The 24,913-nt window shown below is 63.7% G+C and carries 25 protein-coding genes; 3 read left to right on the top strand and 22 right to left on the bottom strand.

Going from position 1 to position 24,913, the window contains the following annotated elements:
* Positions 1-12: 12 nt before the first annotated feature.
* From M2335_RS09415 to M2335_RS09405, 3 genes are all read right to left on the bottom strand, one after another.
* On the bottom strand, positions 13-525 hold the full coding sequence (locus M2335_RS09415; RefSeq protein ID WP_264594503.1) for a DUF3237 domain-containing protein: 513 nt from the start codon (positions 523-525) through the stop codon (positions 13-15).
* Positions 522-1,961 (bottom strand): tannase/feruloyl esterase family alpha/beta hydrolase, encoded by a 1,440-nt coding sequence (locus M2335_RS09410; protein WP_413716139.1) that lies wholly within the window; start codon positions 1,959-1,961, stop codon positions 522-524. Before M2335_RS09410 ends, M2335_RS09415 begins: the two co-directional genes overlap by 4 nt.
* Positions 1,962-2,175: 214 nt before the next feature.
* Positions 2,176-3,099, bottom strand: coding sequence for an SDR family oxidoreductase (locus tag M2335_RS09405; protein ID WP_264594501.1), 924 nt, complete (start codon positions 3,097-3,099; stop codon positions 2,176-2,178).
* A gap of 73 nt (positions 3,100-3,172) precedes the next feature.
* Between M2335_RS09405 and M2335_RS09400 the strand changes: the two genes are divergently transcribed.
* A complete protein-coding gene (locus M2335_RS09400; protein ID WP_264575811.1) occupies positions 3,173-3,901 on the top strand; it encodes a nuclear transport factor 2 family protein in 729 nt (242 codons plus the stop codon).
* Positions 3,902-3,924: 23 nt separating this feature from the next.
* Here M2335_RS09400 and M2335_RS09395 read toward each other — a convergent pair whose 3' ends face one another.
* The 8 genes from M2335_RS09395 to M2335_RS09360 all read right to left on the bottom strand — a co-directional run bounded on the left by M2335_RS09395 (position 3,925) and on the right by M2335_RS09360 (position 13,046).
* A complete protein-coding gene (locus tag M2335_RS09395; protein WP_264594500.1) occupies positions 3,925-4,287 on the bottom strand; it encodes a cupin domain-containing protein in 363 nt (120 codons plus the stop codon).
* A complete protein-coding gene (locus tag M2335_RS09390; protein ID WP_264594499.1) occupies positions 4,274-5,023 on the bottom strand; it encodes an IclR family transcriptional regulator in 750 nt (249 codons plus the stop codon). The genes M2335_RS09395 and M2335_RS09390 overlap by 14 nt, the downstream gene beginning before the upstream one ends.
* Positions 5,024-5,072: 49 nt before the next feature.
* Positions 5,073-5,951, bottom strand: coding sequence for a 3-keto-5-aminohexanoate cleavage protein (locus M2335_RS09385; RefSeq protein WP_264594498.1), 879 nt, complete (start codon positions 5,949-5,951; stop codon positions 5,073-5,075).
* Positions 5,952-6,007: 56 nt separating this feature from the next.
* Positions 6,008-7,621 (bottom strand): benzoylformate decarboxylase, encoded by a 1,614-nt coding sequence (gene mdlC / locus M2335_RS09380; protein WP_264594497.1) that lies wholly within the window; start codon positions 7,619-7,621, stop codon positions 6,008-6,010.
* A 230-nt stretch (positions 7,622-7,851) separates the two neighbouring features.
* The gene (locus M2335_RS09375; protein WP_264587194.1) at positions 7,852-8,970 is read right to left on the bottom strand and encodes an NAD(P)-dependent alcohol dehydrogenase; all 1,119 of its coding nucleotides are present in this window, start codon (positions 8,968-8,970) and stop codon (positions 7,852-7,854) included.
* 47 nt (positions 8,971-9,017) lie between these two features.
* On the bottom strand, positions 9,018-9,866 hold the full coding sequence (locus M2335_RS09370; RefSeq protein ID WP_264594496.1) for an SDR family NAD(P)-dependent oxidoreductase: 849 nt from the start codon (positions 9,864-9,866) through the stop codon (positions 9,018-9,020).
* 29 nt (positions 9,867-9,895) lie between these two features.
* Positions 9,896-10,306, bottom strand: a complete 411-nt coding sequence (locus tag M2335_RS09365; protein ID WP_264570272.1) for a VOC family protein — start codon at positions 10,304-10,306, stop codon at positions 9,896-9,898.
* Positions 10,307-10,469: 163 nt separating this feature from the next.
* Positions 10,470-13,046 carry a TonB-dependent receptor gene (locus M2335_RS09360; protein WP_264587196.1) on the bottom strand — a complete coding sequence of 859 codons (2,577 nt, stop codon included), beginning with the start codon at positions 13,044-13,046 and terminating at the stop codon, positions 10,470-10,472.
* 303 nt (positions 13,047-13,349) lie between these two features.
* On the opposite strand from M2335_RS09360, the gene M2335_RS09355 reads away from it, so the two are divergent.
* Positions 13,350-14,489 carry a cobalamin-independent methionine synthase II family protein gene (locus M2335_RS09355; RefSeq protein ID WP_264587197.1) on the top strand — a complete coding sequence of 380 codons (1,140 nt, stop codon included), beginning with the start codon at positions 13,350-13,352 and terminating at the stop codon, positions 14,487-14,489.
* A gap of 60 nt (positions 14,490-14,549) precedes the next feature.
* Here the strand turns inward: M2335_RS09355 and M2335_RS09350 are convergent, their stop codons facing one another.
* The 11 genes from M2335_RS09350 to M2335_RS09300 form a co-directional block, all read right to left on the bottom strand.
* The gene (locus tag M2335_RS09350; RefSeq protein WP_264587198.1) at positions 14,550-15,809 is read right to left on the bottom strand and encodes an MFS transporter; all 1,260 of its coding nucleotides are present in this window, start codon (positions 15,807-15,809) and stop codon (positions 14,550-14,552) included.
* Positions 15,810-15,902: 93 nt separating this feature from the next.
* The gene (locus tag M2335_RS09345) at positions 15,903-16,367 is read right to left on the bottom strand and encodes an acyl-CoA thioesterase (protein WP_264594495.1); all 465 of its coding nucleotides are present in this window, start codon (positions 16,365-16,367) and stop codon (positions 15,903-15,905) included.
* Positions 16,364-16,807, bottom strand: a complete 444-nt coding sequence (locus M2335_RS09340) for a nuclear transport factor 2 family protein (protein ID WP_264594494.1) — start codon at positions 16,805-16,807, stop codon at positions 16,364-16,366. Before M2335_RS09340 ends, M2335_RS09345 begins: the two co-directional genes overlap by 4 nt.
* Entirely contained in the window at positions 16,804-17,829 is a 1,026-nt protein-coding gene (locus M2335_RS09335; protein ID WP_264594493.1) for an aldo/keto reductase, read from the bottom strand. Before M2335_RS09335 ends, M2335_RS09340 begins: the two co-directional genes overlap by 4 nt.
* A 68-nt stretch (positions 17,830-17,897) precedes the next feature.
* Positions 17,898-18,290 (bottom strand): hypothetical protein, encoded by a 393-nt coding sequence (locus M2335_RS09330; protein WP_264594492.1) that lies wholly within the window; start codon positions 18,288-18,290, stop codon positions 17,898-17,900.
* Positions 18,291-18,441: 151 nt separating this feature from the next.
* The gene (locus tag M2335_RS09325) at positions 18,442-19,389 is read right to left on the bottom strand and encodes a Gfo/Idh/MocA family oxidoreductase (RefSeq protein WP_264594491.1); all 948 of its coding nucleotides are present in this window, start codon (positions 19,387-19,389) and stop codon (positions 18,442-18,444) included.
* Between the two features lie 172 nt (positions 19,390-19,561).
* The gene (locus M2335_RS09320) at positions 19,562-20,470 is read right to left on the bottom strand and encodes a class III extradiol dioxygenase subunit beta (protein ID WP_264594490.1); all 909 of its coding nucleotides are present in this window, start codon (positions 20,468-20,470) and stop codon (positions 19,562-19,564) included.
* A gap of 2 nt (positions 20,471-20,472) precedes the next feature.
* Positions 20,473-20,892, bottom strand: a complete 420-nt coding sequence (ligA, locus tag M2335_RS09315) for a protocatechuate 4,5-dioxygenase subunit alpha (protein WP_181559640.1) — start codon at positions 20,890-20,892, stop codon at positions 20,473-20,475.
* Between the two features lie 11 nt (positions 20,893-20,903).
* A complete protein-coding gene (locus M2335_RS09310) occupies positions 20,904-21,929 on the bottom strand; it encodes an amidohydrolase family protein (protein WP_181559641.1) in 1,026 nt (341 codons plus the stop codon).
* Positions 21,930-21,933: 4 nt separating this feature from the next.
* The gene (locus M2335_RS09305; protein ID WP_264594489.1) at positions 21,934-22,857 is read right to left on the bottom strand and encodes an NAD(P)-dependent oxidoreductase; all 924 of its coding nucleotides are present in this window, start codon (positions 22,855-22,857) and stop codon (positions 21,934-21,936) included.
* Positions 22,858-22,874: 17 nt separating this feature from the next.
* Positions 22,875-24,092, bottom strand: a complete 1,218-nt coding sequence (locus M2335_RS09300; protein WP_264594488.1) for a LysR family transcriptional regulator — start codon at positions 24,090-24,092, stop codon at positions 22,875-22,877.
* A gap of 122 nt (positions 24,093-24,214) precedes the next feature.
* Here M2335_RS09300 and ligK point away from each other — a divergent pair, with 122 nt between their 5' ends.
* Complete coding sequence (ligK, locus tag M2335_RS09295) at positions 24,215-24,889, top strand: 4-carboxy-4-hydroxy-2-oxoadipate aldolase/oxaloacetate decarboxylase (protein ID WP_319799422.1); 675 nt, start codon at positions 24,215-24,217, stop codon at positions 24,887-24,889.
* The last annotated feature ends 24 nt before the right edge of the window (positions 24,890-24,913 follow it).

The following is a 24,913-nucleotide window of genomic DNA, read 5'->3' as shown; positions in this document are numbered from 1 at the left end:
GAAGGCGCCCGCTTACATCGCCCGGTAGAAGCGGATGCGGACGGCGCTCACCTTGCCATCCGCCATCACCGGCTCCAGCGTGCCCAGGAATGCGCTCTGCCCGAGCCATTCATATTTGCCGAGCGGTGCCTCGAACACCGGGTGGGTTCGCCCGGGCCGGGGCTTACCGTCCTTGTCCGGCCCGCACAGCGTGCCCTTGTTGACGACGTTGATGATCACGCCATCATCGGTGCGGATCATATAATCGGCCTTGATGTCCGTGCAGCCATCGCTGCGCCGCAACTGCCAGTCCCATCCGCCGGGAATGATTGTGCCCTTGATGCCCGGTCCCTCAAACGTCCCGCCGGTGATCGGAATGATCAGGCGCTCGCCATAGGGCGTCTTCCCGGCCGGCATGGCCGGCGAGAGCGTGACCATCTCTTCAAAGGCGAACTCCAGGCTGGGCTTGCTGGGGTCAGCGTCGGCGGCATGAGCCGGGAGCGCCAACACGGATATCAGCGCGACTGCACCGAGGCCGCGGCTCATGGCTTTTCCTCCACGTCAGGTTGGGTGCAGGTGAAGCTGCTGGCCTTCGTGGCATCGCCGCCGGTATAGCGCGCATATCCCGGGAACGGGCAGAGCGGACGACTGGCCGATCCATCGCGCCGGCTCGCAGTCACGCCTTCTGGCGCCTTGCCTTGCTCGACCCAGTCCACCACGGCGCCGAGCAGATCGAACTGGTCGAAGGCATTGCCGCCGCCGCAATGGGCCATGCCCGGCACCATGTAGAAGCGGCTCGCCTTGTCCCAGGCTTCTCCATTGGTTTCGGACGCGCGCAGCCAGTAATCCCACGTATCCCAGGCCGAGAACCAGGGATCGCTCACGCCGTGGAAGAAGAGGATCTTGCTGCCCTTGTCGAGGAAGGTGTTGAGGTTGGTCCAGTAGGATGTGTCGGTGAGCCGCTGCTGGGCGTCGTTGCGCACCTTGTTGATGCGGGCATCGAGATCGATCGTGAGGTCGCGCAGTGGCGGGCCGAACACGCCTGGCGCGCCGGTGGTGATGTAGCCGGATACCGGGCCGGAGGTATCGACGATGCCGGTATCAAAGGGCACCGGCGCATAGAGCGGATAACCGGACCTGTCGCGCGGCCCGGCAAAGGCGCGCTCAAGGGCCTCGACCTGCGCCTTGCTCAGGCACGAATCCGCCTTCGCGCCGGTGCATTGCAGCCGGGCAGGCTGGAAGCGGCATTGACCGACATTCTCGATCATCCCGTCCTTAATGCCATCGAGACCGTCGCACTGGTTGAGCAGCCCCTTGAGGATGAGCTGGCGGTCCGCCGGCGAGAAGGTTTTGTCGATCAAGGGCGAGCCCTTGTCATCCTTGGGTGCGGCCTGGTTGAACATTACCTGTGCATAGCTCATGCCGAGATTTGAGTTGCCGGTCCGCATGGCCGGCGCGCCGACCACAATTCCATCGAACAACTCGGGATAACGCTGTGCGGCGAGCATGCCCTCCCGACCGCCGGTCGAGCATCCGGTCATGTAGCTGCGCGTGGCCGATTTGCCGTAGAAGCCCTGCGCGATCGCCTTGCCGGCGAGCGTGACGGTGCGCACCGAACTCTCCGCAAAGTCGAGCGTCGCGCGCTGGTCGACCATGAAGGCGTTGTCGAACACCGCGCCTTTGTGGCCGCTGTCATGGCTGAGCACCGCAAAGCCGCGGGCGAGGGCAGGGCGGTTGCCGGCCGCAACCGGACCGATCGGCTCGCGAATGCTGCCATTCAGTCCGCCGCCGCCCATCAGGAGGAAGCGACCGCTCCAATCCTTCGGCAGCGCAAGGGCGAAGCCGATGCCATAGGTCTTGCCACCGGCGCCCGTGCGCTGGTTGATGACGCCATCCACGCGGCAGTGCTCAGGGAGGACCAGCGTGGCGGGAGGCTCGCCCGGGGGTGGCGGGGCCTTGGAGAGGCCGGCCGGTACCAGCATAGCGCTGGTGATCTTCACCTCGGCGCCGAAAGTCTGGCTGGTGAGGGCCGCACAGCGCTGGGCCGCGTCCTGTGCGGCTGCGGGCGTCGGCGCAAACGCGGCGCCGGCCAGCAAGGCGGCCAGAGAGGCGATGGATTTGCCGTTCATATATTCTCCCCTGTCTTTGCGTCTTATTGGATCGTCGCCGTCGCGCACGCAAGGCGCTCCGCCTTAGTTAGGTGAGGTCGCTCAAGCCGATCTTTGCGCCTTCCAGCGCGGCCTTGTTAGCGGCCCGGCGCATCCGCTCGACCTCAAGGCGCTCCGGCGGCGCGAGTTCATCCGGCAGGGCGGCGAGGCTGGTTTCGTAGATGTCCTTGAAGTCTTCCGCAAATTCGGGGTGGGTGAAGATCAGGCCCCGGTTCTCGACCATGCCGGCAAAAATCTTCTCACCGGCCTCCAGAGGGTCCATGCCATTCTCGAAAGCGGTCGCGAACTGGCGGATTTCCGCCTCGTCCACCGGTGCGAAACCGCTGCCCGAAAATTCGGCCGGGCGCTTGAGCGCGGAGAGCGCCGCATCCGTCGCGACCAGCGCCGGGCAGACCAGCGAGACGCCAATGCCATAGGGCACCAGATTATAGCGCAGGCACTCCGTCAGGCCGCGCACGGCAAATTTGCTGGCGGTATAGATCCCGGCTTGCGGCCCGGAGAGATAGGCCGCCATGCTCGCGACGTTGACCACATGGCCGCCTTCGCCGCTCGCCTTGATCTTGGGCAGGAAGGACACGATGCCGTTCACCACTCCGCCAAAGTTGACGCCCATGATCCAATCATAATCGTCATAGCTGGCTTCATCTGTTGGGCCGAAGACGGAGACGCCGGCATTGTTTACCAGCACATGGCAGGCGCCGAAATGGTCGACGACCTGCTCTGCCGCCTGTTGGAACGCTGCCCGGTCGGTCACGTCGAGCTTGATCCAGAGCGGCACTTCCCGCTCGCGCTCCTCGAACCATTTGGTACAGCGCGCCCGCTGCTCTTCATTGCGGTAGGAGAGGGCAAGGCGCATGCCGGCGTTGCTGAAAGCCCGCGCGATCCCGAAGCCGATTCCGGTGCCCGCGCCGGTGATGAACGCGACTTTTCCGGACCAATCCGTGCTGCTCATGATGACTCTTTCCTCTCGCCGGCTATTTGTGCTTTGTTAGCAAAACATACAGTCAAAGAGAGAGGAGTCGATAATGTCTGAGGTGGAATCGCGCCTGGCCAAGCTGGAAAAGAAGGTTCAGGAACTCGAAGATATCAACGCGATCCGTCGGCTCCAATGGGCCTATGGCTATTATATCGACTATAACCGCCCCGAGGAGGTTGCCGGCCTCTTCGCCAAGGAGGGTGTCGTGGTGTTCCTCTCCGGCGAATATGTCGGATATGAGGGCGTGATGCGGCTCTATGGAACATGGTTCCAGAACCTATTCACCGGCGGCCGGCGCGGCCCGGTTCATGGCCTGTTGCTCGACCATTTCCAGCTGCAGGATGTGATCACCATTGCCGAGGACGGCCAGACGGCCAAGGGTCGCTTCCGCGGCATTCTTGCGGGTGGCTGGCATGACGACGCGCTGCACGAAAAGCCCGAAGGGGTGCCGCAGCAATTCTGGGAGTCCGGCATCTACGAGAATGACTATGTCAAGGAAGACGGCGTCTGGAAGATCAAGCGCCTCGACTATATGATGCAGTGGCAGGGCGACTATGAGAAGGGCTGGGCGCACACCACCGCGCACCTGCAGCCGGCGCAGAAGCCTTATCCAGAAGATCCCAACGGCCCTGACCGCATCCTGCCCGAGAAGGAAGTGCGGCAGACCTGGCCGCACCGCTACGAAGTGCCGATGAGCTTCGCGCATCCGGTGCTGGGCCGCGCCTTCATCATCGAGAATTTCACACCGATGATGACCAAGCATCCGCGCGGCAACTGATCGGCTACGCTCCGCCCGGCAGTTCAGTCTGCCGGGCCATCCTGCGGGAAATGCACAGCCAGCCAGACGGTCGGCGGTGCCGCCTGCGTCCAGACGACCCGATGACGGACATGAGCCGGAATGAGCAGCGCATCCCCGGGTGACAGCGGGCACTCGCCACGGTCCTCCAGCCAGAGCCGGGCCGCGCCGGCCATCAGCATTACCCACTCGTCATGGGGTTGATCGTATGGCGCGACCTCGGGCGTGGTCTGACCCTGCGACACGATCCGCTCGATCCGGGCGCCTGCCTTTTCGAGGATCAGGTCGAAGACTTCCTCGACGCTGGCATCGGGAAGCGGTGCGAGGAGGTTGATGACCCCCTGCGCCTTGCCTTCATTCTCCGCCAAGGGCCTGGGCCGCCTGGGTGAGCAGGACGGCCGCGCGCTCCTCAAGCTCTGATGTAGCCCGCGCAACCGGGATGGCGGCGCTGATCGCGCCGACCAGACTCGCGCCCACATGCACGGCATGGCCGATGCCGATGATGCCGGGGGTGAACTCTTCAGCAGTGCGCGCAATACCGGTTTGCGCGATCTGTGCCAGTTCGCGGCGCAGCTCTGCCTCGGCAGTGCGCGTCTGTGGCGTGAACGCGGCGCGACTGGCCGCCGCGAAATAGGCGTCCAACTCCTGCGGATCGAGCGCGGCCAGAATGGCCTTGCCGGCGGCAAAGGCATGGAGCGGGACTAGGCGGCCAACCTCGATGGTATAGCGCAGGGCTTGCGGCGCCACTTCCCCCGCAATCGCCTCCATATTCTCACCATGGCGGACGAAGAAGGAGACGGTCTCGTTGAGTTGCCGCGAGACTGATCTCAGCACCGGATAGACCCGGTCCTTGAGCGGGATGGCCTCGGGCGCTGGGTTTAGACGGGCGAGCGCTGGCCCGGGCGAATGGAGCCGGCCGCTGCGTAACAGATAGCCGCGCTCGACCAGCGTCCCGAGCAGATAGGAGAGGCTGCTGACGGGAATCGCCAGGGAGAGCGCAATCTCGGCAGCACTGACCGGACGGCCACTGCTGACGACATATTCCAGAATGTCGAGCGTCCGCGTGGCCGATTTGACCGACGAGGACTCCGCCTTCGCTTCCATGCCGCGATCCCCCAATAGCCGTCGGCGGGCCTGCCCTATTGTGCCCGCCTCACTGCTTAAGCCCGAGCATCTGCCGGGTCTCACCCGGCGTGGCAAGCTCACCGCCGATCTTCTCAAGAATCTCGACGCCCTGCCGCACCAGATCGGCATTGCTCTGCGCCAGCACGCCCTTGCGCAGGTAGATGGTATCCTCGAACCCGACCCGCATATGCCCGCCCAGCAACACGGACTGCGCCGCCATGGGGAAGCTGTGGCGGGAAATGCCAAAGCCGGTGAAAGGCGCACCGCGCGGAATCTGGTTCTTGGAATACATCATCGCCTCCGGCGTCGCGGGCAGACCATATTTGGTGCCGAGGACGAAGGTGAACGGTGCGTTCTTTGGAATGAGGCCCTTGGCCATCAGATCGTCCGCGAAGACGAAATCGCCGGCCTCGAAGCATTCGATCTCGGTCAGCACGCCGGCATCCTGCAGCATGGTGCCCATCTTACCGACGATCATCTCCAGATTCATGGCGATGCCGCCCCACAGGTTCATGGTGCAGATGTCGAGCGTGCACATGTCGGGCTTGAGGTCGAGAATGTGCTCGATGCGCCGCTCCGCGGTGAACATCAGGGTCTTTTCGAGGTCCGGCATCGCCGGCTCCTCGGCGCTCTTGGGGAACCACATGCAGCCCGGGCCGGTCGTGACGTTGAGGATCACGTCGGTGTTCCTTTCCCGGATGAGGCTCACCACCTTGCGATAGTCGTCCATCTCCTGGCTCGGCGTGCCATCTTCGCCATTGCGGACATGGACATGGATGATCGACGCGCCGGCCTCGGCCGCGTCGAGCGCTTCCTGCGCCACATGCTCGGGGCGGAAGGGAAAGTTGGGATGCTTGGGCATCGGCGATGCGCCGGTGATCGCGCAGGTAATGAATGTCTTGCTCATCTTTTTCTCCTATCGGACACCGGCGCTCGCCGCTCATGCTGCGTGCAGCATAAGCCTCAGCGCGCCCGTTCCACCATGACTTCCAGCAAGCGGGGGCCGCTGCCGGCAAACAGATCCCGGATCGCATCGTCCAGCGCCGCAGGATCGGAAACGCGCGCGCCGGGCACGCCCATGCTCTCACCGAGCTTCACGAAATCGATGCCCGGGAGCTTGCTGCCAACCACCTCGATGTCGAACAGCGCGCCGAATTGATCGAGCGCTGCATAGCCACCGTTGTTGACGATGAGGAAACGCACGTCGAGCTTGAGGTCGCCCGCCGTCCAAAGGCCCTGGATCGAATACATGGACGACCCATCGCCTAGCAGGCAAAGCACCGTGCGGTTTGGCTGCGCGAGCGCTGCACCGACTGCCGCAGGCAGCGCAAAGCCCAGCCCGCCGCTGGCGGTGGCCATGAACTCATCCTCGAGCCGGATCGGGAAATGATCGTGTAGCGGTCCGCGCGTGCTCGGCGCTTCCTCGCTGATGATGATGCCCTTGGGACGCAGGGCATCAAGGCGCTGCATCAGATAGGGCTCGAAGATGGCGGCGCCATCGGGGCTTTCAGCTGCATGGCTCGCGGCCGGTGCGGGCGGCGTCCGGGGTGCAGCATTGGATGCAGCATTGAGGCGCGCAATCGCATCCGCGACATTGCCGACGATAGCGGTGCCGACCGGCGTGCGAGCGGCCGTGGCGGGATCATCGACAATCTGTATGATCTGCGCGCCCTCGGGCACATATGGGCCGAAGCCCTCGACATGATAAGTGAAGACCGGTGCACCGAGCACCAGCACGAGATCATGACCGTCCAGCGCGCCCACAATGGCTTCACGCGAAGCCGGAAGGAAGCCTGCGAACAGGGCATTGTCTTCCGGGAACACGGCGCGAGCAGCCATTGGCGCGACCCAGACGGGTGCCTGGTGCGCAGTCGCCAAGGCATGGAGCGCGGCGCGCGCATTTTCGCGACCCACGCCTGCGCCGGCAACGATCACCGGGGATTTCGCGGCGTTCAATGCATCCGCGGCGGCACCGATGAGGGCAGGGGACGCCATCGATTCCTGAGAGACAGTCGATACGCTGATCGGCTGACAGGCGCGATCCCAATCGTCGATGGGCACCGAGACGAACACCGGACCGCGCGGCGCCTGCATCGCCATATGATAAGCGCGCAGGATCGCCAGTGGCACATCCTCTGCGCGCGCCGGCTCGCACGTCCATTTGACGAAGGGTTGCGGAAACTCCGTGGCGCGCTCGGCATAGAGGAACGGGTCGTAGGGGAAGATGCTGCGGGCCTGCTGCCCTGCGGTGATCACCAGCGGCGTCTGGTTGCGGAACGCGGTGAAGATGTTGCCAAGCGCATGGCCCGTGCCGGCAGAGGAATGCAGGTTCACAAAGGCGGCATTGCCGCTCATTTGCGCGAAGCCGTCCGCCATGCCGACGACGACGCTTTCCTGCAGGCCCAGGACATATTGGAAGTCCTGCGGCATGTCGCGGAACAACGGCAGCTCAGTCGAGCCGGGATTGCCGAACAATGTCGTCATGCCTAGATCGCGCAGCAGGCTCATCACGGCATCACGCACCGTCGGTCCTTCGACTGCCTTGGGCTTCTCGACTGCCAGACCCCGCGCCGTCATGCCGCCGCTCCCATCATGTTTGTTGCTGCCGTCATCGTCATTCTCTCTATATATGAAATTATCACATACGCGAACGCATAATCGCTCCCGCGGCCGGGCCGTCAGCCCACGCAAAGTAATTAACATGTTCAGCAAAAGATGGAAGCGGCAACGCTCGCTGATCATCAGCGAGCGAGCCAAGCCGCACCCGAAGGAGAACGGGCGCGGCTTGTCGGAGATCAGGCTACCGGTCAGGCGTCCATCACAAGGACGGGCTTCACCACCGCGCCGCTCTCGCCGGCATGGAAGGCTTCATCGATCTGCGCGAAGGGGAACGTCTTGATCAACCGATCGTGCGGGAAACGACCCGCAAGATGATGGTCGATCAATTCGGGCAGAAAGCCGAACAGATCGGAATCGCCACCCAGGATGCCCATCAGCCGCTTGCCGCCGCCCATGAATGCCGACTCATTAAGCGTCAGATTGGCGGCGGGGTCGGATGCACCGACGATGCCGACGATACCCAGCGGTGCAATCAGTCCGGCGGCGCTCTCGATAATCGCCTTCAGGCCCGTCGTATCGAACGCGTAGCCCAGCCCCTGCGGGCAGAGTTTGCGGATTTCCTCCTCGGCATTGCTGGTCTTGCCGTTGATCGTGTGGGTCGCGCCCAGTTCGCGGGCCAGCGCCAGGCGGTTGTCGTGGATGTCGACGGCAATGATCGGATTCGCGCCAGCGATCTTGGCGGCCATGATCGCGCCGAGACCGACAGCACCCGTCCCGAAGACGGCGATGGGCATGCCGGCGCGCACCTTCATGCTGCGCAGCACGGCACCGGCGCCGGTCATGAAACCGCAGCCGAGCGGCGCGAGGGTCGAGAGCGGTATATGCGCGGCGCTTTCGGGCACCTTCACGACGTTGCGAGCATGGCCGATGGCGTGGGTGGCGAAGGAAGACTGGCCAAAGAAATTCGCATTCACGCCCTCGCCATCGCGATGCAGCGTGTGGCTGCCGTCCGGCCTGGTGCCGATCCAGTTCTCGGGCACGAAATTGTAGCAATAAGTGGGCTTGTCGACCTCGCAGCTCGGGCAGGTGCCGCAGCTGTTGAAGCTCATCAGCACCCGGTCGCCCGGCTTCACATGCGTCACCTCGGACCCGACCTTCTCGACCACGCCGGCCCCTTCATGGCCCAGCACCATGGGGAGCGGGGTCGGGAGCTGCCCATCGCGTGCGGCCATATCGGTGTGGCAGATGCCGCAGGCGTGGATGCGCACCAACACCTCGTCAGCGCGGGGCTCGTCCAGCGTCACGGCTTCGATTGCGAAAGGCGCTTCGCCGCCCTTGCAGATGGCGGCCTGTGCGGATGTGGTCATGCGTGTCACTCCTGTTCTGGTCTTGGCTTGAGGCGGCGCGATGTTGCTCAGCCGAGCCGGCCGAGCGACATGCCGCCATCGATCATCATCTGCGCCCCGGTTACATAGCTCGATGCGTCGGAGGCAAGGAACAACGCCAGCGGCTTGATCTGATATGTCTCGGCAATCCGCCCCATCAAGGTCGCATCGTCCCAGGCCTTGCGAACCACGGGGTCCTTGAGCGATCCATCCGCGATGTTTGTGACGAACGGCCCGGGCAAGATGGCGTTGACGCGGATCTGATAGGCCCCCAGCTCCAGCGCGAGGTGGCGGACCATATGGCTCACCCCGGCCTTGGACGGCATATAGGGCATCGGCACAATCGGCTCGCAGATCACGGCGGCGTTGGACGAGGTGGCGATGATCGAGCCGCCTTTGCCGCCCTTCTTCATCAGCCGCGCAGCATCGCGCATCGTATTGTAGGCGCCGGTCAGGTTGATCGCGATGATCCGGTCCCAGATGGCCGGATCGTAGGTGTCGATCTGGCCCTGCGGGTCGCGGCCGCCTTCCGGCTTCCAGAAGCCGGGGCCGATCCCAAGCCCGGCATTGGCAAAGGCGATGTCCAGTCCGCCATAAGCAGCCTCGTGCGCATCGAACACCTGGGTGGTGCGGGCGCGGTCGGAAACATCGAGCTGGTCGGCGCGCACCTCATAGCCTTGCGCCCGCAGGCGTGCTGCTTCCCGCTCGGCGGCGGCACCATCGACATCCGTCAGCGTGACCCGTGCTCCGGCTTCCGCCATCGCCTCGGCATAAGCGAGGCCGATGCCGGAGGCGGCGCCTGTCACGAGCGCGCTGCGCCCCGCGATGTCGAACTGCTCAAGTGCCTTGGGCGGCTGTCCCGTGCCGGCTTCGGTCATTCTGTGCGGTCCTCTCCGGTTAGGCGCGTTCAGGCCGGGTCTTCGTCGAACACATTCAGCTCGATCTGCACACCTGTTGGGTCGTGCAGGAAGACCTGCGTCATCTTGATCACCTCGACCCGATTCTCCCGCCAGGGCACGCCATGCGCCTCGAGCCGCTCGATCAGCGGACCGAGGCCGACGCACTGGAAGGCGACATGATCGAGGCCGCCCGTCGTCCCGGTGATATTGTCGTAAACCCCATGTTCGGACAGCGCGCCCGGCGTGCTGATGTGGACGATCGGATCGTCCTTGTGATCGTACATCCATCGCACCATCGTCCGGTCCAGATTGGACGGCGGATCGCGCTCCTCAAGCAGCAGAATGTCGCGGTAAAACGCCACCACCGGCGGCAGGTCACGGGTGCGGATGTTGACGTGGTCGAGCCGTTTGATGAGCATGTACGAGTCCTGTTCGTGGGAAGGCAGGCGGTCGGCTTATTGATAGTGTCCAAAGTATCTGCGGCGCAACCGCTTCCGACCTTTTTGTGCGGCGATTGTGCGCACAATAAGATCGGGAGAGGCGACGGCGCGCCACTCCCGATACATTGGCTTGACGAGGCGGTCAGAAACTGCGGCGCACGGAGACCGCCCAGGTCCGCAATGGCGCAGGTACGCCCGTCACGACGCCAAGCGACGCGCTGACATCGCTCTTGGTCAGGAAGTAATATTTGTTGAACATGTTCTGCACTTCCAGCGAGACGCGCCAGTCCTTGTCCGTCGTGGTGAAGGACAGGCGGCCGTTGGCGAGGAAGTTGCCCTCGACCCGGCTCCACTCAGAGTTGGATGTCTCGGTGAAGACATCGGACTGATAGGAGCCATCGAACCGCACGCTCACCGTGCCGGGCGTGATCTCATGATCATATTGCAGGCCGAAGCTGTAGGTCCATTCCGGCGTGTAAGGCGTCACCGCATCCAGTGAGATGCCGGACGTGCCGACTTCCTTATACTGGAAGTTGATGTAGCTAAGGCTCCCATCGACGGTGAATCCCGCGAACGGATGAATGGTCGTTTCCAGCTCGAAGCCCTTGACGTCCGCCTTGCCGACATTGGTCGGCTTGAGGCACGGCACGGATGGGCAGGCCGAGAGCGTGAGGATCATGTCATTATATTTGTTCAGGAACACCGCGCCGTTCAGCCGCACGCGCCGGTCGAACAGGTCGGACTTGAACCCCAGTTCATAGGTGGTGAGCGTTTCCGGGTTGAAACTGCCGAGCTGGTTGCAAGGCGCCGGAGCGACATAGCCCGGTGCCGTGCACGAACCCGCCGACGGCCCGAAGAACGGCCGAGGGTTGACGCCGCCACCTTTGAAGCCAGTAGCGACTGAGCCATAGACCAGCAATTCCGGTGAGAAACGGAAGTCGGTTGAAATCCGCCAGTCCCAGCGATCGCCCTTGAAGCTGTCGCTGACATTGTAGAGGCCGGAAAGCAGGCAGTTGGGCGTATTGCCGATGCCGGTCGGTCCTGCGGTCGGCGCGCCCTGGAAGAACTCGCAGATCGGCAGGGACGGCAATTGCGCCGGCGTCCAGTTGCCGAACGGAACCGTGCCGTCCGGGTTGCGGCGGAAGTAGGTGTAGGTCTTTTCATCCCGTGTGTAGCGCAGACCGCCAGAGATGCTCCATCCTTCCATCGGCCTGATCACGCCATTGGCAAACAGCGCTTTCGAGGTGGACGGCGTGGTGTCAGGACCATGCAGGAAATCGATGCCGGCATAGTTGAGGTCGACACGGGCGGAGTAGGTGCCTTTCTGATCGAAGTAGAAGCCGCCGAGGGTGAAGTCGGCGAACGTGCCGACCTTGCCATTCAGGCGGAGTTCCTGGCTCCAGGCATGATGGTTGAGCTGGTTATCCAGTTGCGCCACCGGAACCGGAGTCGCGTCCTGATCCTGCCCGAAGTTCGACTGATATTCTCGATAGGAGGAAATCCACACGACATTGAGGCTGTCGCTCAACGTCCACGTCACATTCCCGTGAATGCCCCAGCCCTTGAAGTCCTGGTTCTGCAAGGCCGTGTAGGGCTTGTAGGGGGATTGGGACGTGGGCAGCATTCCATCCACGAAATTGGCGTAGCTGATGAAGCGGCGGTCACCGCCATAGGCCGAGCTGGCCAGGGAATCGCAGCCATAGGCCCCATAAGGCACGAAGGCGCAGCCTACCGGCACGGGGCTGCCATTCTTGCCGGGCAGCCAGGCACCGCCATTGGCATTCGTGCCGGGGTTGGGGATGGCCGGGTTGAACGGATTGGGGTTGGTCGAGGTCGGCCCCGGCAGACCGGCCGCGATCAGCACGGTTGGCGCCGGCTCTGACTTATCCGACGTATAGTCCCCGGACAGGTTCACTTCGAGCGCATCGGACGGCAGCCAGCGCAGCGCGATCCGCCCGGCGACATAGGATTGGCCGCCCTGCGTCCCGACGACGGGGTCGGCGCCCCGGTTGTTGCTGGCCGGCACGTTGGAGCCGGGGTGGGTCGCGCCATAATCCAGAAGTTTGAGGTAGCCATCGCGGCTCTTCGCGGCGCCAGACAGGCGGACGAACAGATTGTCCGTCACAGCGAAGTCGGCCACGCCGCGCAGATCGAGACGGTTGTAGGAGCCGTAGGTGGCCTCGAGCGTGCCGCCGCCAGAACCATCGGGCTTGGCACTGAACAGCTTGATGGCGCCGCCGATCGAGTTCTTGCCCGCCAGCGTCCCCTGCGGGCCGCGAAGGATCTCCACCCGGTCCAGATCCATGAGGTCCAGCAGCGAGCTGGAGAGGGTCGGAATGTAGACATCATCAATATAAACGCCCACGCCGGGGTCGAGGGCATAGTTGAAGTCGGTCTGCCCCACGCCGCGGATGAAGGCGATGAGGCCGGCGCCGCCATTTTGCGGTTGTGGCCGCAAGGTCACGTTGGGTGACTGGTTGGCGATGTCGGCAATGCTGGTCTGCCCGCGCTGTTCCAGCAGGGCGGCGTTGACCGCCGTGATGGCGATCGGCGTATCCTGAAGCCGTGTCTCGCGAAACTGGGCAGTGACGATGATATCGCCGGTAACATCCGTATTCTGGGCACTTTGGGGCTGTTCGCCGCTCTGGGCATAAACCGGCGCGGCTAGCGCACAGGCCAGGGCATAGGACGCAACGGATCGCGCGCAAAATCTGCGCATGGGCAATCTCCTCTCCATGTTGCCGTTGCTGATTTTCATGTCTCGTAGCGGACATGCAACGGCGTGGCGGCGGCATAACATGAGGGTTTGGGGCCAGCAATATGTGCAATAGTGTGAACAGCGGCGGGCCGGGCGGCTGCCCGGGTGATGCTGAGACATCATTGGATATTGTCAACAATGGCCGTCTCCGCAAATGGCGGTAACCCTTGCGTTTTTGGCCCGGCCTCTCTCGGGCTTGCCTGATTGCATCGGTCGTGCGAGGGGCGGCGGCATAGCGTTGACTTGAAGAAAGGGTTGAGTACTGTGATCGCAACGACACATGTCGGAAGTCTGCCGCGCGGGCCGGAACTTGTTCCCTTGCTGCTCGCGAAGGATCATGGCGAGCCTTATGACGCCGCGCAGTTCGAGACGGTTGTGCAGCAAGCCATCGACGATGCCGTCGCCAAGCAGGTCGAGGCCGGAGTCAGCGTCGTGTCCGATGGCGAACTCGGCAAGGTCGGTTACTCAACCTATATCATCGAGCGTCTGGAGGGCTTTGGTGGCCACACCGATCGCAAGCCGGCGCTCGACCTCGCGCCCTTGCCGGAGCTGCGCAAGAAGTTGGCCGCGATCATGGGCGATCAGGAGTTCACCCGCGCCTCATGCATCGCACCGGTGAAGCTCAAGAACCTGCAGCCCTGCCATGACGACATTCGCCGGTTCGATCAGGCGCTCAAGGCGCAGGGTAGGGGTGCGCGGGGCTTTATGAATGCCGCGTCACCGGGTCTGATCACGGCCTTCCAGCCCAACGCCTACTATCCCAGCCACGAGGCCTATCTCGCGGATCTGGTGACGGCCATGCGCCCTGAATATCAGGCGATCATCGATGCGGGCTTCGACCTGCAGCTTGATTGCCCCGACCTCGCCATGTCCCGCCACACCGGCTATCAGGATGTGAGCGACGCAGAGTTCGTGAAGATTGCCGAGGCCAATGTCGAGGCACTGAACGCGGCCACCGAAGGCCTCCCGCGCGACCGGCTGCGGATGCACATCTGCTGGGGCAATTATGAAGGCCCGCATGATTGCGACATCGATCTTGCTAAGGTGCTGCCGACGATCCTGCGGGCCCGCCCCGGCGTGGTGCTGTTTGAATCGGCCAATCCGCGCCACGAGCATGAGTGGACCGTGTGGCGGGATGCGAAGTTGCCCGACGATCTCGTCTTGGCGCCCGGCCTCATCGACAGCTGCTCGAACTATGTCGAGCATCCGGAACTGGTCGCCCAGCGGATCGAGCGCTTTGCGGGCATCGTCGGCGCTGAGCGCGTGATCGGCAGCACGGATTGCGGCTTCGGCACCTTTGCCGGCTATGGCAAGATCGATCCCGCCGTCACGTGGAAGAAGCTGCAGGCCCTGCGGGAAGGCGCCGATATTGCAGCCAAACGCCTCGCGAGCGTGCCGGCCTAATCGCAAGAACTACGATGCCGGGCCGCGCTTTCCAGATGCGTGGCCCGGCATCGGATTCTGTCAGGCCGCGACTGCCGTCCTTGCGCGTTGCGAGGGGGCGGTTTCGGTGAGGAACATCGCCACGATCCCGCCGAGGATCGCCAGCACCACCATGATCCACAAGGGCGCGGCAAGGCTGGTCGCGTCCGCCGCTACACCGGCCAGCGAAGGCGCGAAGACCCCGCCCAGGATTTCCGCCGATCCCATGGTGAGCCCGAGCGCGGTCGCGGCTTGGCGCGGATCGACGCTTTCGGATGGGACGGTGGCCATAAACAATGGGAAGATCCCGTTCAGGCCCCAACCAAAGAAGAAGATCGGGACCAGCCCCCAGATCGACCCGCTCCAGTAGAGAGCGCCCAGCGGCAGGATGATGCCGAGCAGAGGCATGGCGATCATGACGGGCCGCCGCCCGATCCAGTCCGAAAGGCCGGAGATCGCGAAGCTGCCGATGGTGGCGGAAATGCCGAGCGTTGCAATCAGCCAACTCATTTCCGTCGGCGTGTAGCTTCTGACGCTGGTCAGGTAGATCGGCAGGAAGGTTAGGCAGATGACGAAATAGCTGACCATCAGCACGCCCAGCAGCACGCAGACCAGCACATTGCGGGTGCGCAACACACTGAGGACACCTTGGGCTTGGCCATCCTGTACCTGTGGCCGTGCCGGCGCTGCGGGCTCCTCCAGCGTGAACCAGATCAGCAGGGCACAGATGATGCCGGGAATGGACGCGAGGAAAAAGGCGTTGCGCCATCCGAATTCCAGGCCGAACCACACCAGCAAGACCGGCGCGAGAAAAGACCCAAGCAGGTTGGACCCGAAATTCTGGGCGATGCCCTGCGCAAGGCCGCGACGGCGCGGATCGACTTCGCTGGCGACCATGGCATGGCTGATGGGCATCACGCCGCCCTCCGCCGCGCCCATCAGCATCCGTGCGCACAGCATGAAGAGGAAGCTTGTCGCCATGCCGCTCAGAAAGCAACAGAGCGAGAAGCCGAGCGTCGCGCCGACGAGCAGCAGCTTGCGATTGCCGATCGTGTCCGACAGGCGCCCGATGGCGAAGGCGGCAATGGCCCAGGTAAAGGAGAGGCCGCCCGCGAGCAGGCCGATCTGAGCGTTGGACAATCCCAGCTCGGGCTGGACGAATGGCATCAGCACGTTAAGTGCCTGCCGATCGAAAAAGACGATGCCGAAATTCAGGCTGAGCAGTCCGACCAGCCACGCCTGATAGCCGCCGCTACGCAGACGCGGCGTGCCCGCATCCCCCATCACCATAAGCCCCTCCATGAGTCCTCTTGTTATGAGGGTATCATGGCGCAGGCTTTGGGAAATGAATAGCCCTCTATCGAATGGCGGTGCGCCCTCGATAGTTGGGCAGCCTTACGCTCCGGGCAGAGCGAACCGGGCCCGAATGTCATCGGGCACGCGCTCCGCGCGCATCCCGCCCGGGCGCTCGCTATCCCGCACGGTCCACACCCTCTTTTCCGTGCCGCTCACGCAGACATGCCCGTCCTTGAGCAGGCGATGCCGAATGGTGAAGCTGGAATTGCCGAAATCGGGCGCTTCCACCTCCAGCACCACATCATCGCCATAGGCGGCGGGGCGCTGGAACTTGGCCGACACATCGACCATCGGAAAGCCGACCACGCTCTGGGTTTTCAGCATGTCCCGCTTGCGCACGCCCAGCGCCTTCTCGAACAGCATGATCGTGCTCTCGCCGAACATCTCGAGGAAGCGCGGCGCATAGACGATGCCCGCGGGGTCGCAATGTCCCCATTCGATGCGATAGGGTCGGGAGAGGAACGCCTGGAAGTCATCCGGCTGTGATGCAGGGGCGCCGGTCATGCCGCGAAATCCAGACCGCCGCGCCGTTCTGCAAAGCGCCAACCCTCCGGTGTCTTGCGCAGGCGGTCCGCATAGGTACCGATCAGCGGCCCCTTGGGATCGCGCACGGGCAGCCCACCAGTGTCGCTCGCGACGCCCTGATACAGGACGATGACGGACAGCGCCGTCGCTTCGGTCTCGCTTACGACGTCCACGACCACGTTGGAAACCACATGGCGCGCCGCACGGGCCGGCCTGCTTTTGAAGGTCGCAAGAATGGCGTCACGTCCCTTGATGGGCTGATCCGGCGCGCTTGGCCGGGCCATCTGACCATCCTCGGTATAGAGGGCCGCGACGGCGTCCCAGTCGGCCGCATCGTTGAGCAGCGTGTAGCGATTGATGAGCGTGGTGCAGTCCCACTCGATCGCCCGCCGCGTCGCGTCGTCCAGTGTCACGCTCATGCCGCGTCCGCCTCTTCGGGCAGCAATTCGGTATCGATCTGCTTCTGCACCGGTGCGGGATAACGCGCGCCGGCAACCGCGCCAGGCGCGAAGATCTCGTCCACGGCTGCGATGGATTCCGGTGCGAGGGTCATGGAGGCCGCTTTCACATTCTCCTCGAGATGCGCGATGGAGCGCGTGCCGGGAATGGCGATGATCTCGGGTGCGCGCGCCAGCACCCAGGCCAGGCTGAGCTGGGCAGGCGTGATGCCGAGATCGGCCGCAACTACATTGAAACGCTCGGCGAGCTTGAGATTGTGGCTGAAATTGGGTTCCTGAAAGCGCGGCATCGGGATGCGGATGTCGCCGGCCTTGAAATCGATGCTGCTGATGGCGCCGGCGAGCATCCCGCGCGCGACCGGCGAGAAGGCGACGAAGGCGATGCCGAGTTCCCGGCAGGCATCCAGCACAGCGACTTCCGGATTGCGCACCCAGGGCGAATATTCGGACTGAATGGCCGCGACGGGATGCACGGCATGGGCGCGGCGGATGCTCGCTGCGGACATTTCGGAAAGGCCGATGGCGCCGATCTTCCCGGCTTCCTTCGCCCGCACCAAAGCGCCCATCGAGTCTTCGATGGGCACGTTCCGATCGAGCCGGTGCATATAATAGAGATCGATAAAATCGGTATCGAGCCGCTTGAGCGAGCGTTCCAGCGATCCAGTGATCGTCTCCGGTCGCCCGTCGAGCACACGCTCGCCGTCGATCAGATCGAGCACGCACTTGCTCGACAGTACGAAGTCCTTGCGGCGATGGCCGACAGCGCGGGCAATCAGGCCCTCATTCTTGCCACCGCCATACAGCGCTGCGCTGTCGAGATGCGTCACGCCGATGGCGAGCGCATGATTGAGCAGGCGCCCGCCTTCCTCCTCGCTCGGCGGGGCATCATAAGCGTGAGAGAGGTTCATGCAGCCCAGACTGATGGCGGAGACGGCCATGTCCGCGATGCGGCGGGTGGGGAGGGGTGTCGATGGCGAAGTCATGGCCCGGCTTGTGTCGCCCCGGGCATCAAAAATCAATCCTCGCGGCGCTTTTGGCGAGGATTGCGTGCCTATCGCCCAAAGCCGAGGGTGGTTTCGGTCCAGTCCCAGAAGTCCCAGGACGCATCCTTCACATGCTGGGATGCGTCGCGATAAGCGATGGGATCGTCCCGAACACGGATGACCGGCCAGTCCGCCTGATTGATGGCATTGCGTGAGCGGAAAGCCGCGAGCAGACGCATGGCCTGCGTCATCAGAGCTGGCGAGGCGAGCAAGAGGGGTTCGCGCTGGAGCGCGGCGCTTACCAGCCCGAATTGCTCGACGAACTGCCGACGGAGCTGGAGCAATTCATGCATCCGCGCCGCTTGCGCGATCGTGCCTAACTGCACGATTTCAGTTTCGGTGGCAGAAAACGCGCGCAGCAGGTCCGCGAGATCTGAACTTAGCCCGGTCGCCACTGACATGCATCTCTCCCGCCGCCTATGGTCTGACGGTAGAGCGGCGCCTTAAACGGCAAAGCTTGAGAAATGCCTACGGGCATGACGCCGATGATTGAGCGTCGCCGGAAATGAAGCGGTGTGCAGCCGCGAACAGGCCGCACACCGCCAGTCTTTATCAGCCGGCCTTGTTGAGCTGAACTTCCAGCTCGCCGAGCACGCGATAGCAATCGAGCACCTGTGCGACCGAGCTGTTGGGCTCGCGGCCCTCGCGGATCGCGGCGATGAACTCGCGGTCCTGCAACTCGATGCCGTTGCTGGAGACGGCGACGCCGCTCAGGTCCACAGGCTCTTCCTTGCCGGTGACGAGATCGTCATAGCGCGCGATCCAGGTGCCATTGTCGCAGATGTAGCGGAAGAAGGTGCCGAGCGGCCCATCATTGTTGAACGAGAGGGAGAGGGTGCAGATCGCGCCGCTCTCGCTCTTGAGCTGGATGGACATGTCCATCGCGATGCCCAGTTCCGGGTGCATCGGACCTTGCACGGCATTGGCCTGCACGATCTTGCCGGCCTGATAGGCGAACAGGTCGACCGTGTGCGCGGCGTGGTGCCACAGCAGATGGTCCGTCCAGGAGCGCGCTTCGCCCTTGGCATTCATGTTCTTGCGGCGGAAGAAATAGGTCTGCACATCCATCTGCTGGATTGCGAGTTCGCCCGCCGTAATCTTGTTATGGATATACTGGTGGCTCGGGTTGAAGCGGCGGGTGTGGCCGACCATGCAGACGAGGCCGGTTTCCTTCTGCGTGTCGATGACCGCCTGGGCGTCGGCCCAGCTGTCCGACAGCGGGATTTCCACCTGCACATGCTTGCCGGCCTTCATGCAGGCAATGGCCTGCTGGGCGTGCATCTGCGTGGGCGTGCAGAGGATCACCGCGTCCACGTCATCACGTGCAAGCGCTTCGTCCAGTTCGGTGCCGCTGTGCTTCGCGCGATATTTGGCGGCGACTTCGGCGGCCTGCTCGGCACGACGGCTGATGATCGAGACGATCTCCACGCCGTCGATGTTCTTGAGGCCGTCGAGATGCTTTTCGCCGAATGCGCCGGCGCCTGCGAGTGCTATTCTCATGAGGGGGAGTCCTTTCTCCAGCTAACCCCTCCCTTTCAAGGGAGGGGCAAGGGGTGGGTGAGAGGTATCTAAACGAACGGCGGGGGCTCAATGCCCCCGAAGTCACTTCAAATGGGGTGATGGCCAGCACCACCCCAACCCCTCCTCTGAAGAGGAGGGGTCTTTGCGCGTGTCAGGGCTTCGCCATGCTGTGGCCGCTCATGACCTTGCGCGGTTCCAGCGGCGCTCCGGCCGTTTCTTCCGGCTGCAGGATCATCGCGCCGAGCGCGGTGTTGGAGGCCGGGATGTGGTAGAAGGTGTAGAGGTCACGCACCTTCTCCGGCAGCGCGCCGCGCATGATCAGCCACATGACCAGCTCAATGCCTTCCGATCCGCTTTCGCGCAGATACTGGATGTGCGGCATCTTGCTCAGCTCTGCGGGGTCGCTGATCAGCTTGTCGATGAAGTTCAGGTCGAACTCCTTGTTGATCAGGCCAGCGCGCGGCCCCTGAAGCTGGTGGCTCATGCCGCCTGTGCCCCAGACGTGGACGTTGAGGTCTTCCGGGAAGCTCTCGACCGCGGCGCGGATGCTGTCGCCCAGGCTGAAGCAGCGCTTGCCCGACGGCGGCGGATAGGTGACCACGTTGACCGGGAAGGGAATGACCTTGCACGGCCACTCTTCCGGCTCGCCGAAGATCATCGAGAGCGGCACGGTGCAGCCATGGTCGACGTCCATCTGATTCATGATGGTCATGTCGAACTCGTCCAGGATCAGGCTCTGGGCGATGTGCCAGGCAAGGTCCGGATGGCCCTTCACGTCGGGCACGGGACGCGGGCCCCAGCCTTCGTCAGCCGGCTTGAAGCTCTCGGCGCAGCCGATCGCAAAGGTCGGGATGATGTTCATGTCGAACGCCGAGGCGTGGTCGTTATAGACCAAGATCACAACGTCGGGGGTGTTGCCCGGCTGCTTGATCCACTCCCGGATCGGCTCATAGCCCTTGAACACCGGACCCCAATAATCGTTGTCGCTGGTCTTGGTTTGCATCGCCGCGCCGAGCGCGGGAATGTGGCTGGACGTAATGCCCGTGGTAACGCGTGCCATGATCAAAATCCTCCCTTGATCGAGCGCACGCCCTCGGGCGAACGACCACCGTCGATCATCATCTGTGCATATTCTTCCTGCGTCATGCCGGTCATCGATCCGGCTGCGAACTGGAAGCTCTTGCCATCGGTCGAGAAAAGTTTGGAGAGGAAGTAAACATTCCCGCCCTCGTCGATCATGGCATTGTAGTCGCGGGCCAGCACGGCCGCTTTGGCGGCGGGCGTCAGGTTCCACTCGTCGAGATAGGCGCTCTCGTCCGCCTTGAACCGCTCGCGATTCTCGGCCTTCATCAGGCTCATCGCGAACTGGTTGAGGTTATAGCCCCGGCGCGCGCGCTGGGCCGTGAACACGCGGGTGCCGGGAATGTCGTCAAACTCGGCAAGATAGGCGTGAACGTCGATTCTCTCTTTCTTCTCGGTCATGATATCCTCTCTTAGAGCCCGCGGGCGTTCAGCTTGGCGTCGAGACGCGGGAAGACGCGGCGGGTATTGCCCTCAAAAATCGCGTGACGCTCCTCGTCAGAAATGTCGAGCGCATCGATATAGCGCTTCGTATCGTCGAAATAATGACCTGTGGTCGGGTCGATCCCACGCACGGCACCGACCATCTCGCTACCGAACAGGATGTTCTTGTTGTCGATCACGTCCGCCAGCAGGTTGATGCCGGGCTGGTGATACACGCAGGTGTCGAAGAACACGTTGTTCATCAGCAGCGTATCAAGGCTGGGCTGCTTGAGCATGTCCGCGAGGCCCCGGAACCGGCCCCAGTGATAGGGCACCGCGCCGCCGCCATGCGGGATGATGAAGCGCAGCGTCGGGAAATCGGCGAACAGATTGCCCTGCAGCAGCTGCATGAAGGCGATCGTATCGGCCGCCAGATAATAAGCACCCGTCGCGTGCATCGCGGGATTGCAGCTGCCCGAGACGTGGATCATCGCCGGGACGTCCAGTTCGACCATCTTCTCGTAGAAGGGATACCAGAATTTGTCGGTCAACGGCGGCTGCTTGAAGTGGCCACCGCTCGCATCCGGGTTCAGGTTGCAGCCGATGAAGCCCAGCTCGTTAACGCAGCGATCCAGCTCGGCGATCGAGCTGGTCATGTCCGCCTCTGGCGACTGCGGCAACATGCACACGCCAGCGAAGGTCTCGGGATAGAGGTCAACCACGCGGGCAATCAGGTTGTTGCAAGCCTGCGCCCACGGGACCGCCACCGACTGATCGCCGACATGCGGCGCCATGGCCGAGGCGCGGGGCGAGAAGATCGTCATGTCCGCGCCGCGCTCCTTGATGAGGCGCAACTGGTTCTGCTCGATGGTCTCGCGAATGTCGTCGTCAGAAATCTCGGGATAGGGCGGGCAGGGCGTGCCATTCTTGAACGCCGCCTTCTGCTGCTCGCGCCACTCATCATGCGCCTTGGGCAGCACGGTATAGTGGCCATGGCAGTCGATGATCATCGTCATTCCGTCACCTTCCAGACTTTTCTGTTTCTGTAATTTTGGGCTGCGCAGCGGACACGGGCTTCGCGATCATTTCGGGATGCATGGCATCCAGAAAGGCCAGCTTTGCCTCAAGCCCCTGCGGCATCTCGATCGAACCGAGCAAGGCGCCCATCGCCCGCTGGCGTGCCACTGTCCCGCGTGTCATGGCCGGTTCGATGCCCAGCTCGGTAAGCGTCACGACCACCTCGTCCATCTCGGCAGCGCGGCGCGTGCCATGGGCGAGCATGCGGTCGAGATTATAATCGATCTTTTCGGGCCAGTCTCCGCCGAGTGAGGCCAGCACGTTCTCGGTCACGCCCGCACGACGGGCCGCGAGGATCATCTCCGCCGTCAGCGCCTCGATGCCCTTGATCATGACAGAACGGACCATCTTCGTCGCGCTGGCGGCGCCGACCTGATCGCCCGCAATCGTAACCTTGCTGAAGCCGATCGCGCGCAGCGCCGCTTCGCCCTGCGCAGCGTGCGGGCCGCCGATCAGCAGCGGCACAGTCATCGCGGCGGGCTGCACGGGCGACATGACCGCTACATCGACGTAACGACCGCCAGCCTGCTCGATCGCTGCGGCATTGCGCATCTTGGCGCCCGGCGACACGGAATTCATGTCGAAGAACAGCGCGCCGGGGGACAGGTGCCGCGCGGCTGCGGACGCTGCCGCCTCGGTCTGATCGGCGGTGACGAGGCTCAGGATCATTTCCGCGCCGGCTAGCGCGTCCGCCAGAGACTCGCAGCCCGTGACGCCCGTTTCGGTGTAAGCGGCGCGGATTGGGGCGGCCGTCTGCGGTTCGATTGCCTTGAGGTCGAATGCGCGCGCGTCGCTGCGCCATCCGGCGGCACCGGCGAAGGTTCGGCCCGCTTCCCCGAAGCCGATAAGGGCAATTCTCCCGCTCATGATCGACGCTGTGCCGCCTATCGAGCAGAATCGCAAATTTGTTCCCGCTCCGTGCCATAAGCAGAAGCGAATGGTTCCGTCGCGGCCCGGTCCAGCTCGGCGATGAAGGCGGCTTGTGCCGGGGCCGGTCGCCACTGCGCCCGGGTGGTGAGCGCGACCGCGCGGGAGAAGCCCCCGGGCGGGGCGCCAAGCGAGACGAGCCAGCCCGCCTCCTGCTCGACCGAGACCTGATCGGGCGAGAGCAGGGTCAGAAAGTCGGTTTGCATCAGGATCTCGCGGATCATCATCACCGAACCGCATTCGATCGGAACGGGCGGCGGGGCAAGTCCGGCCGTGCGGAACATCTCGTCGAAGCGCGTCCGCAGGGGCGCGCCGGGCGACGGCAAGATCCAGGCATAGCCCGCGAGATCGCTCAACGGGCGATCCCGTGCTGGCCCTGCCTCGGGATGGCCCGCCCGCGCGATGATAATCACCTCATCCTCGAACAGGGGGCGCTGCATGAGGTCCGGGCCGGGCGGCGGATCGCGCATGGCGCCGACCATCATGTCGATGCTGCCGTCGCGCAGGGATTCCGCCAGTTCGCCATGCGATCCTTCCACGATCACGATTTCGATGGCCGGAAATGCGGTGTTGAACCTTGCCAGCGCGCGCGGCAGCACCCGAGCGCGGGAGAGCGGCATCGCCCCGATGGTGATCCGCGCGGGCACGCCGCCGGATTGGCCTAAGGCTTCGTCGAGGCCTGCTTCAAGCTCTGTTCGGGCAAGACGAAAGTTACGGGCGGTGCGCCGGCCCGCGTCGGTCAGCGCAATCCCCCGTCCGCGCCGTTCGACGAGCGAGCGCCGGAGGATCAGCGACAGATCGCCAATGGCGCGATGCAGGGTCGGCTGCGAAAGGCCGCTCTGTGCTGCTGCCGCCGCATAACTTCCGCTATCCGCGACGGCGAGGAAGGCCCGCAATTGCGCCATGGTCACCCGTCGCGAGCCGATCAGTTCGGCCGCTTGCTCGACGCGCTCCGCCAGCGCCATCGCGGGAGGGAGGGGCGTCATGCCGTCCGTGCGCCGCTCGAACAGTTGCACGTCCATGATGCTTTCCACGCGGGCAATGGCTTGGGTCACAGCAGGCTGCGTCAGGTGGAGCGTGCTCGCGGCGGCGGACACACTTCCCTTGTGCGTCACCGCCGCCACGGCGGCGAGGTGGCGCAGATTGAACGAAAAGGGTGAGAGGCCCGATGCCATGAGGGCCAGACTTAGCAGATGCTTATGATCTGCGCAAAGTTCGGGGTGGATTGACCGGACGCCGTTCCCCTATTCTATACGGGAGCAAGGCTGTTGCCAATTAATGTTGATCGAGAGGAGCAATCATGGGTGTGGTCGTACAGAATATCGAGCGTGCTGATCCTGAGGTGATTGACGGTCTGGCGGCGTGCGGTGTTGCGACGGTTCATGAGGCGCAGGGACGCACGGGCCTGCTGGCGAGCTATATGCGGCCGATCTATGCCGGTGCGCGGATCGCGGGCAGCGCGGTGACCATCAGCGCGCCTCCGGGCGACAACTGGATGGTGCATGTCGCCATCGAGCAGTTGAAGGCGGGCGACATCCTGCTACTGGCCCCGACCAGCCCGTGCGAGGATGGCTATTTCGGCGATCTGCTGGCCACCTCGGCGCAGGCGCGCGGCTGTCGCGGCCTGATCATCGATGCCGGCGTGCGCGATGTGCGCGATCTCACCGAGATGAACTTCCCGGTTTGGTCCAAGGCGGTTTATGCGCAAGGCACGGTCAAGAACACGCTGGGCAGCGTGAACATCCCAGTCGTCTGCGCCAATGCGCTGGTCAATCCGGGCGATGTGATTGTCGCTGATGATGACGGCGTGTGCGTCGTCCCCCGCGCCAATGCCGCCAAGGTGCTGGAAGCGGCCCGTGCGCGGGAAGCGAATGAAGGCGAGAAGCGCGAGAAGCTGGCCTCCGGCGTGCTCGGCCTCGACATGTACAAGATGCGTGAGCGTCTGGAGAAGGAAGGCCTGAAATATGTGTGAGGATTTTCAGTCCGAAACCATCCT

It is taken from the genome of Sphingobium sp. B12D2B (genome assembly GCF_025961775.1).
Taxonomy (GTDB): domain Bacteria; phylum Pseudomonadota; class Alphaproteobacteria; order Sphingomonadales; family Sphingomonadaceae; genus Sphingobium.
This window is presented reverse-complemented; position numbering and strand designations above follow the sequence as displayed.

Coding starts and splice junctions, on each gene's coding strand:
- M2335_RS09385 (WP_264594498.1), bottom strand. CDS start 5,951: ATGAGCAAGACATTCATTACCTGCGCGATCACCGGCGCATCGCCGATG.
- M2335_RS09325 (WP_264594491.1), bottom strand. CDS start 19,389: ATGAGAATAGCACTCGCAGGCGCCGGCGCATTCGGCGAAAAGCATCTC.
- M2335_RS09300 (WP_264594488.1), bottom strand. CDS start 24,092: ATGGCATCGGGCCTCTCACCCTTTTCGTTCAATCTGCGCCACCTCGCC.
- M2335_RS09340 (WP_264594494.1), bottom strand. CDS start 16,807: ATGAGCGTGACACTGGACGACGCGACGCGGCGGGCGATCGAGTGGGAC.
- mdlC (WP_264594497.1), bottom strand. CDS start 7,621: ATGACGGCGCGGGGTCTGGCAGTCGAGAAGCCCAAGGCAGTCGAAGGA.
- M2335_RS09360 (WP_264587196.1), bottom strand. CDS start 13,046: ATGCGCAGATTTTGCGCGCGATCCGTTGCGTCCTATGCCCTGGCCTGT.
- M2335_RS09415 (WP_264594503.1), bottom strand. CDS start 525: ATGAGCCGCGGCCTCGGTGCAGTCGCGCTGATATCCGTGTTGGCGCTC.
- M2335_RS09350 (WP_264587198.1), bottom strand. CDS start 15,809: ATGGAGGGGCTTATGGTGATGGGGGATGCGGGCACGCCGCGTCTGCGT.
- M2335_RS09410 (WP_413716139.1), bottom strand. CDS start 1,961: ATGCTGGTACCGGCCGGCCTCTCCAAGGCCCCGCCACCCCCGGGCGAG.
- M2335_RS09305 (WP_264594489.1), bottom strand. CDS start 22,857: ATGAGCGGGAGAATTGCCCTTATCGGCTTCGGGGAAGCGGGCCGAACC.
- M2335_RS09405 (WP_264594501.1), bottom strand. CDS start 3,099: ATGAGCAGCACGGATTGGTCCGGAAAAGTCGCGTTCATCACCGGCGCG.
- M2335_RS09375 (WP_264587194.1), bottom strand. CDS start 8,970: ATGACCACATCCGCACAGGCCGCCATCTGCAAGGGCGGCGAAGCGCCT.
- M2335_RS09310 (WP_181559641.1), bottom strand. CDS start 21,929: ATGACGATGATCATCGACTGCCATGGCCACTATACCGTGCTGCCCAAG.
- M2335_RS09370 (WP_264594496.1), bottom strand. CDS start 9,866: ATGACCGAAGCCGGCACGGGACAGCCGCCCAAGGCACTTGAGCAGTTC.
- M2335_RS09400 (WP_264575811.1), top strand. CDS start 3,173: ATGTCTGAGGTGGAATCGCGCCTGGCCAAGCTGGAAAAGAAGGTTCAG.
- M2335_RS09345 (WP_264594495.1), bottom strand. CDS start 16,367: ATGACCGGCGCCCCTGCATCACAGCCGGATGACTTCCAGGCGTTCCTC.
- M2335_RS09335 (WP_264594493.1), bottom strand. CDS start 17,829: ATGACTTCGCCATCGACACCCCTCCCCACCCGCCGCATCGCGGACATG.
- M2335_RS09390 (WP_264594499.1), bottom strand. CDS start 5,023: ATGGAAGCGAAGGCGGAGTCCTCGTCGGTCAAATCGGCCACGCGGACG.
- M2335_RS09330 (WP_264594492.1), bottom strand. CDS start 18,290: ATGTCAGTGGCGACCGGGCTAAGTTCAGATCTCGCGGACCTGCTGCGC.
- M2335_RS09365 (WP_264570272.1), bottom strand. CDS start 10,306: ATGCTCATCAAACGGCTCGACCACGTCAACATCCGCACCCGTGACCTG.
- M2335_RS09320 (WP_264594490.1), bottom strand. CDS start 20,470: ATGGCACGCGTTACCACGGGCATTACGTCCAGCCACATTCCCGCGCTC.
- ligA (WP_181559640.1), bottom strand. CDS start 20,892: ATGACCGAGAAGAAAGAGAGAATCGACGTTCACGCCTATCTTGCCGAG.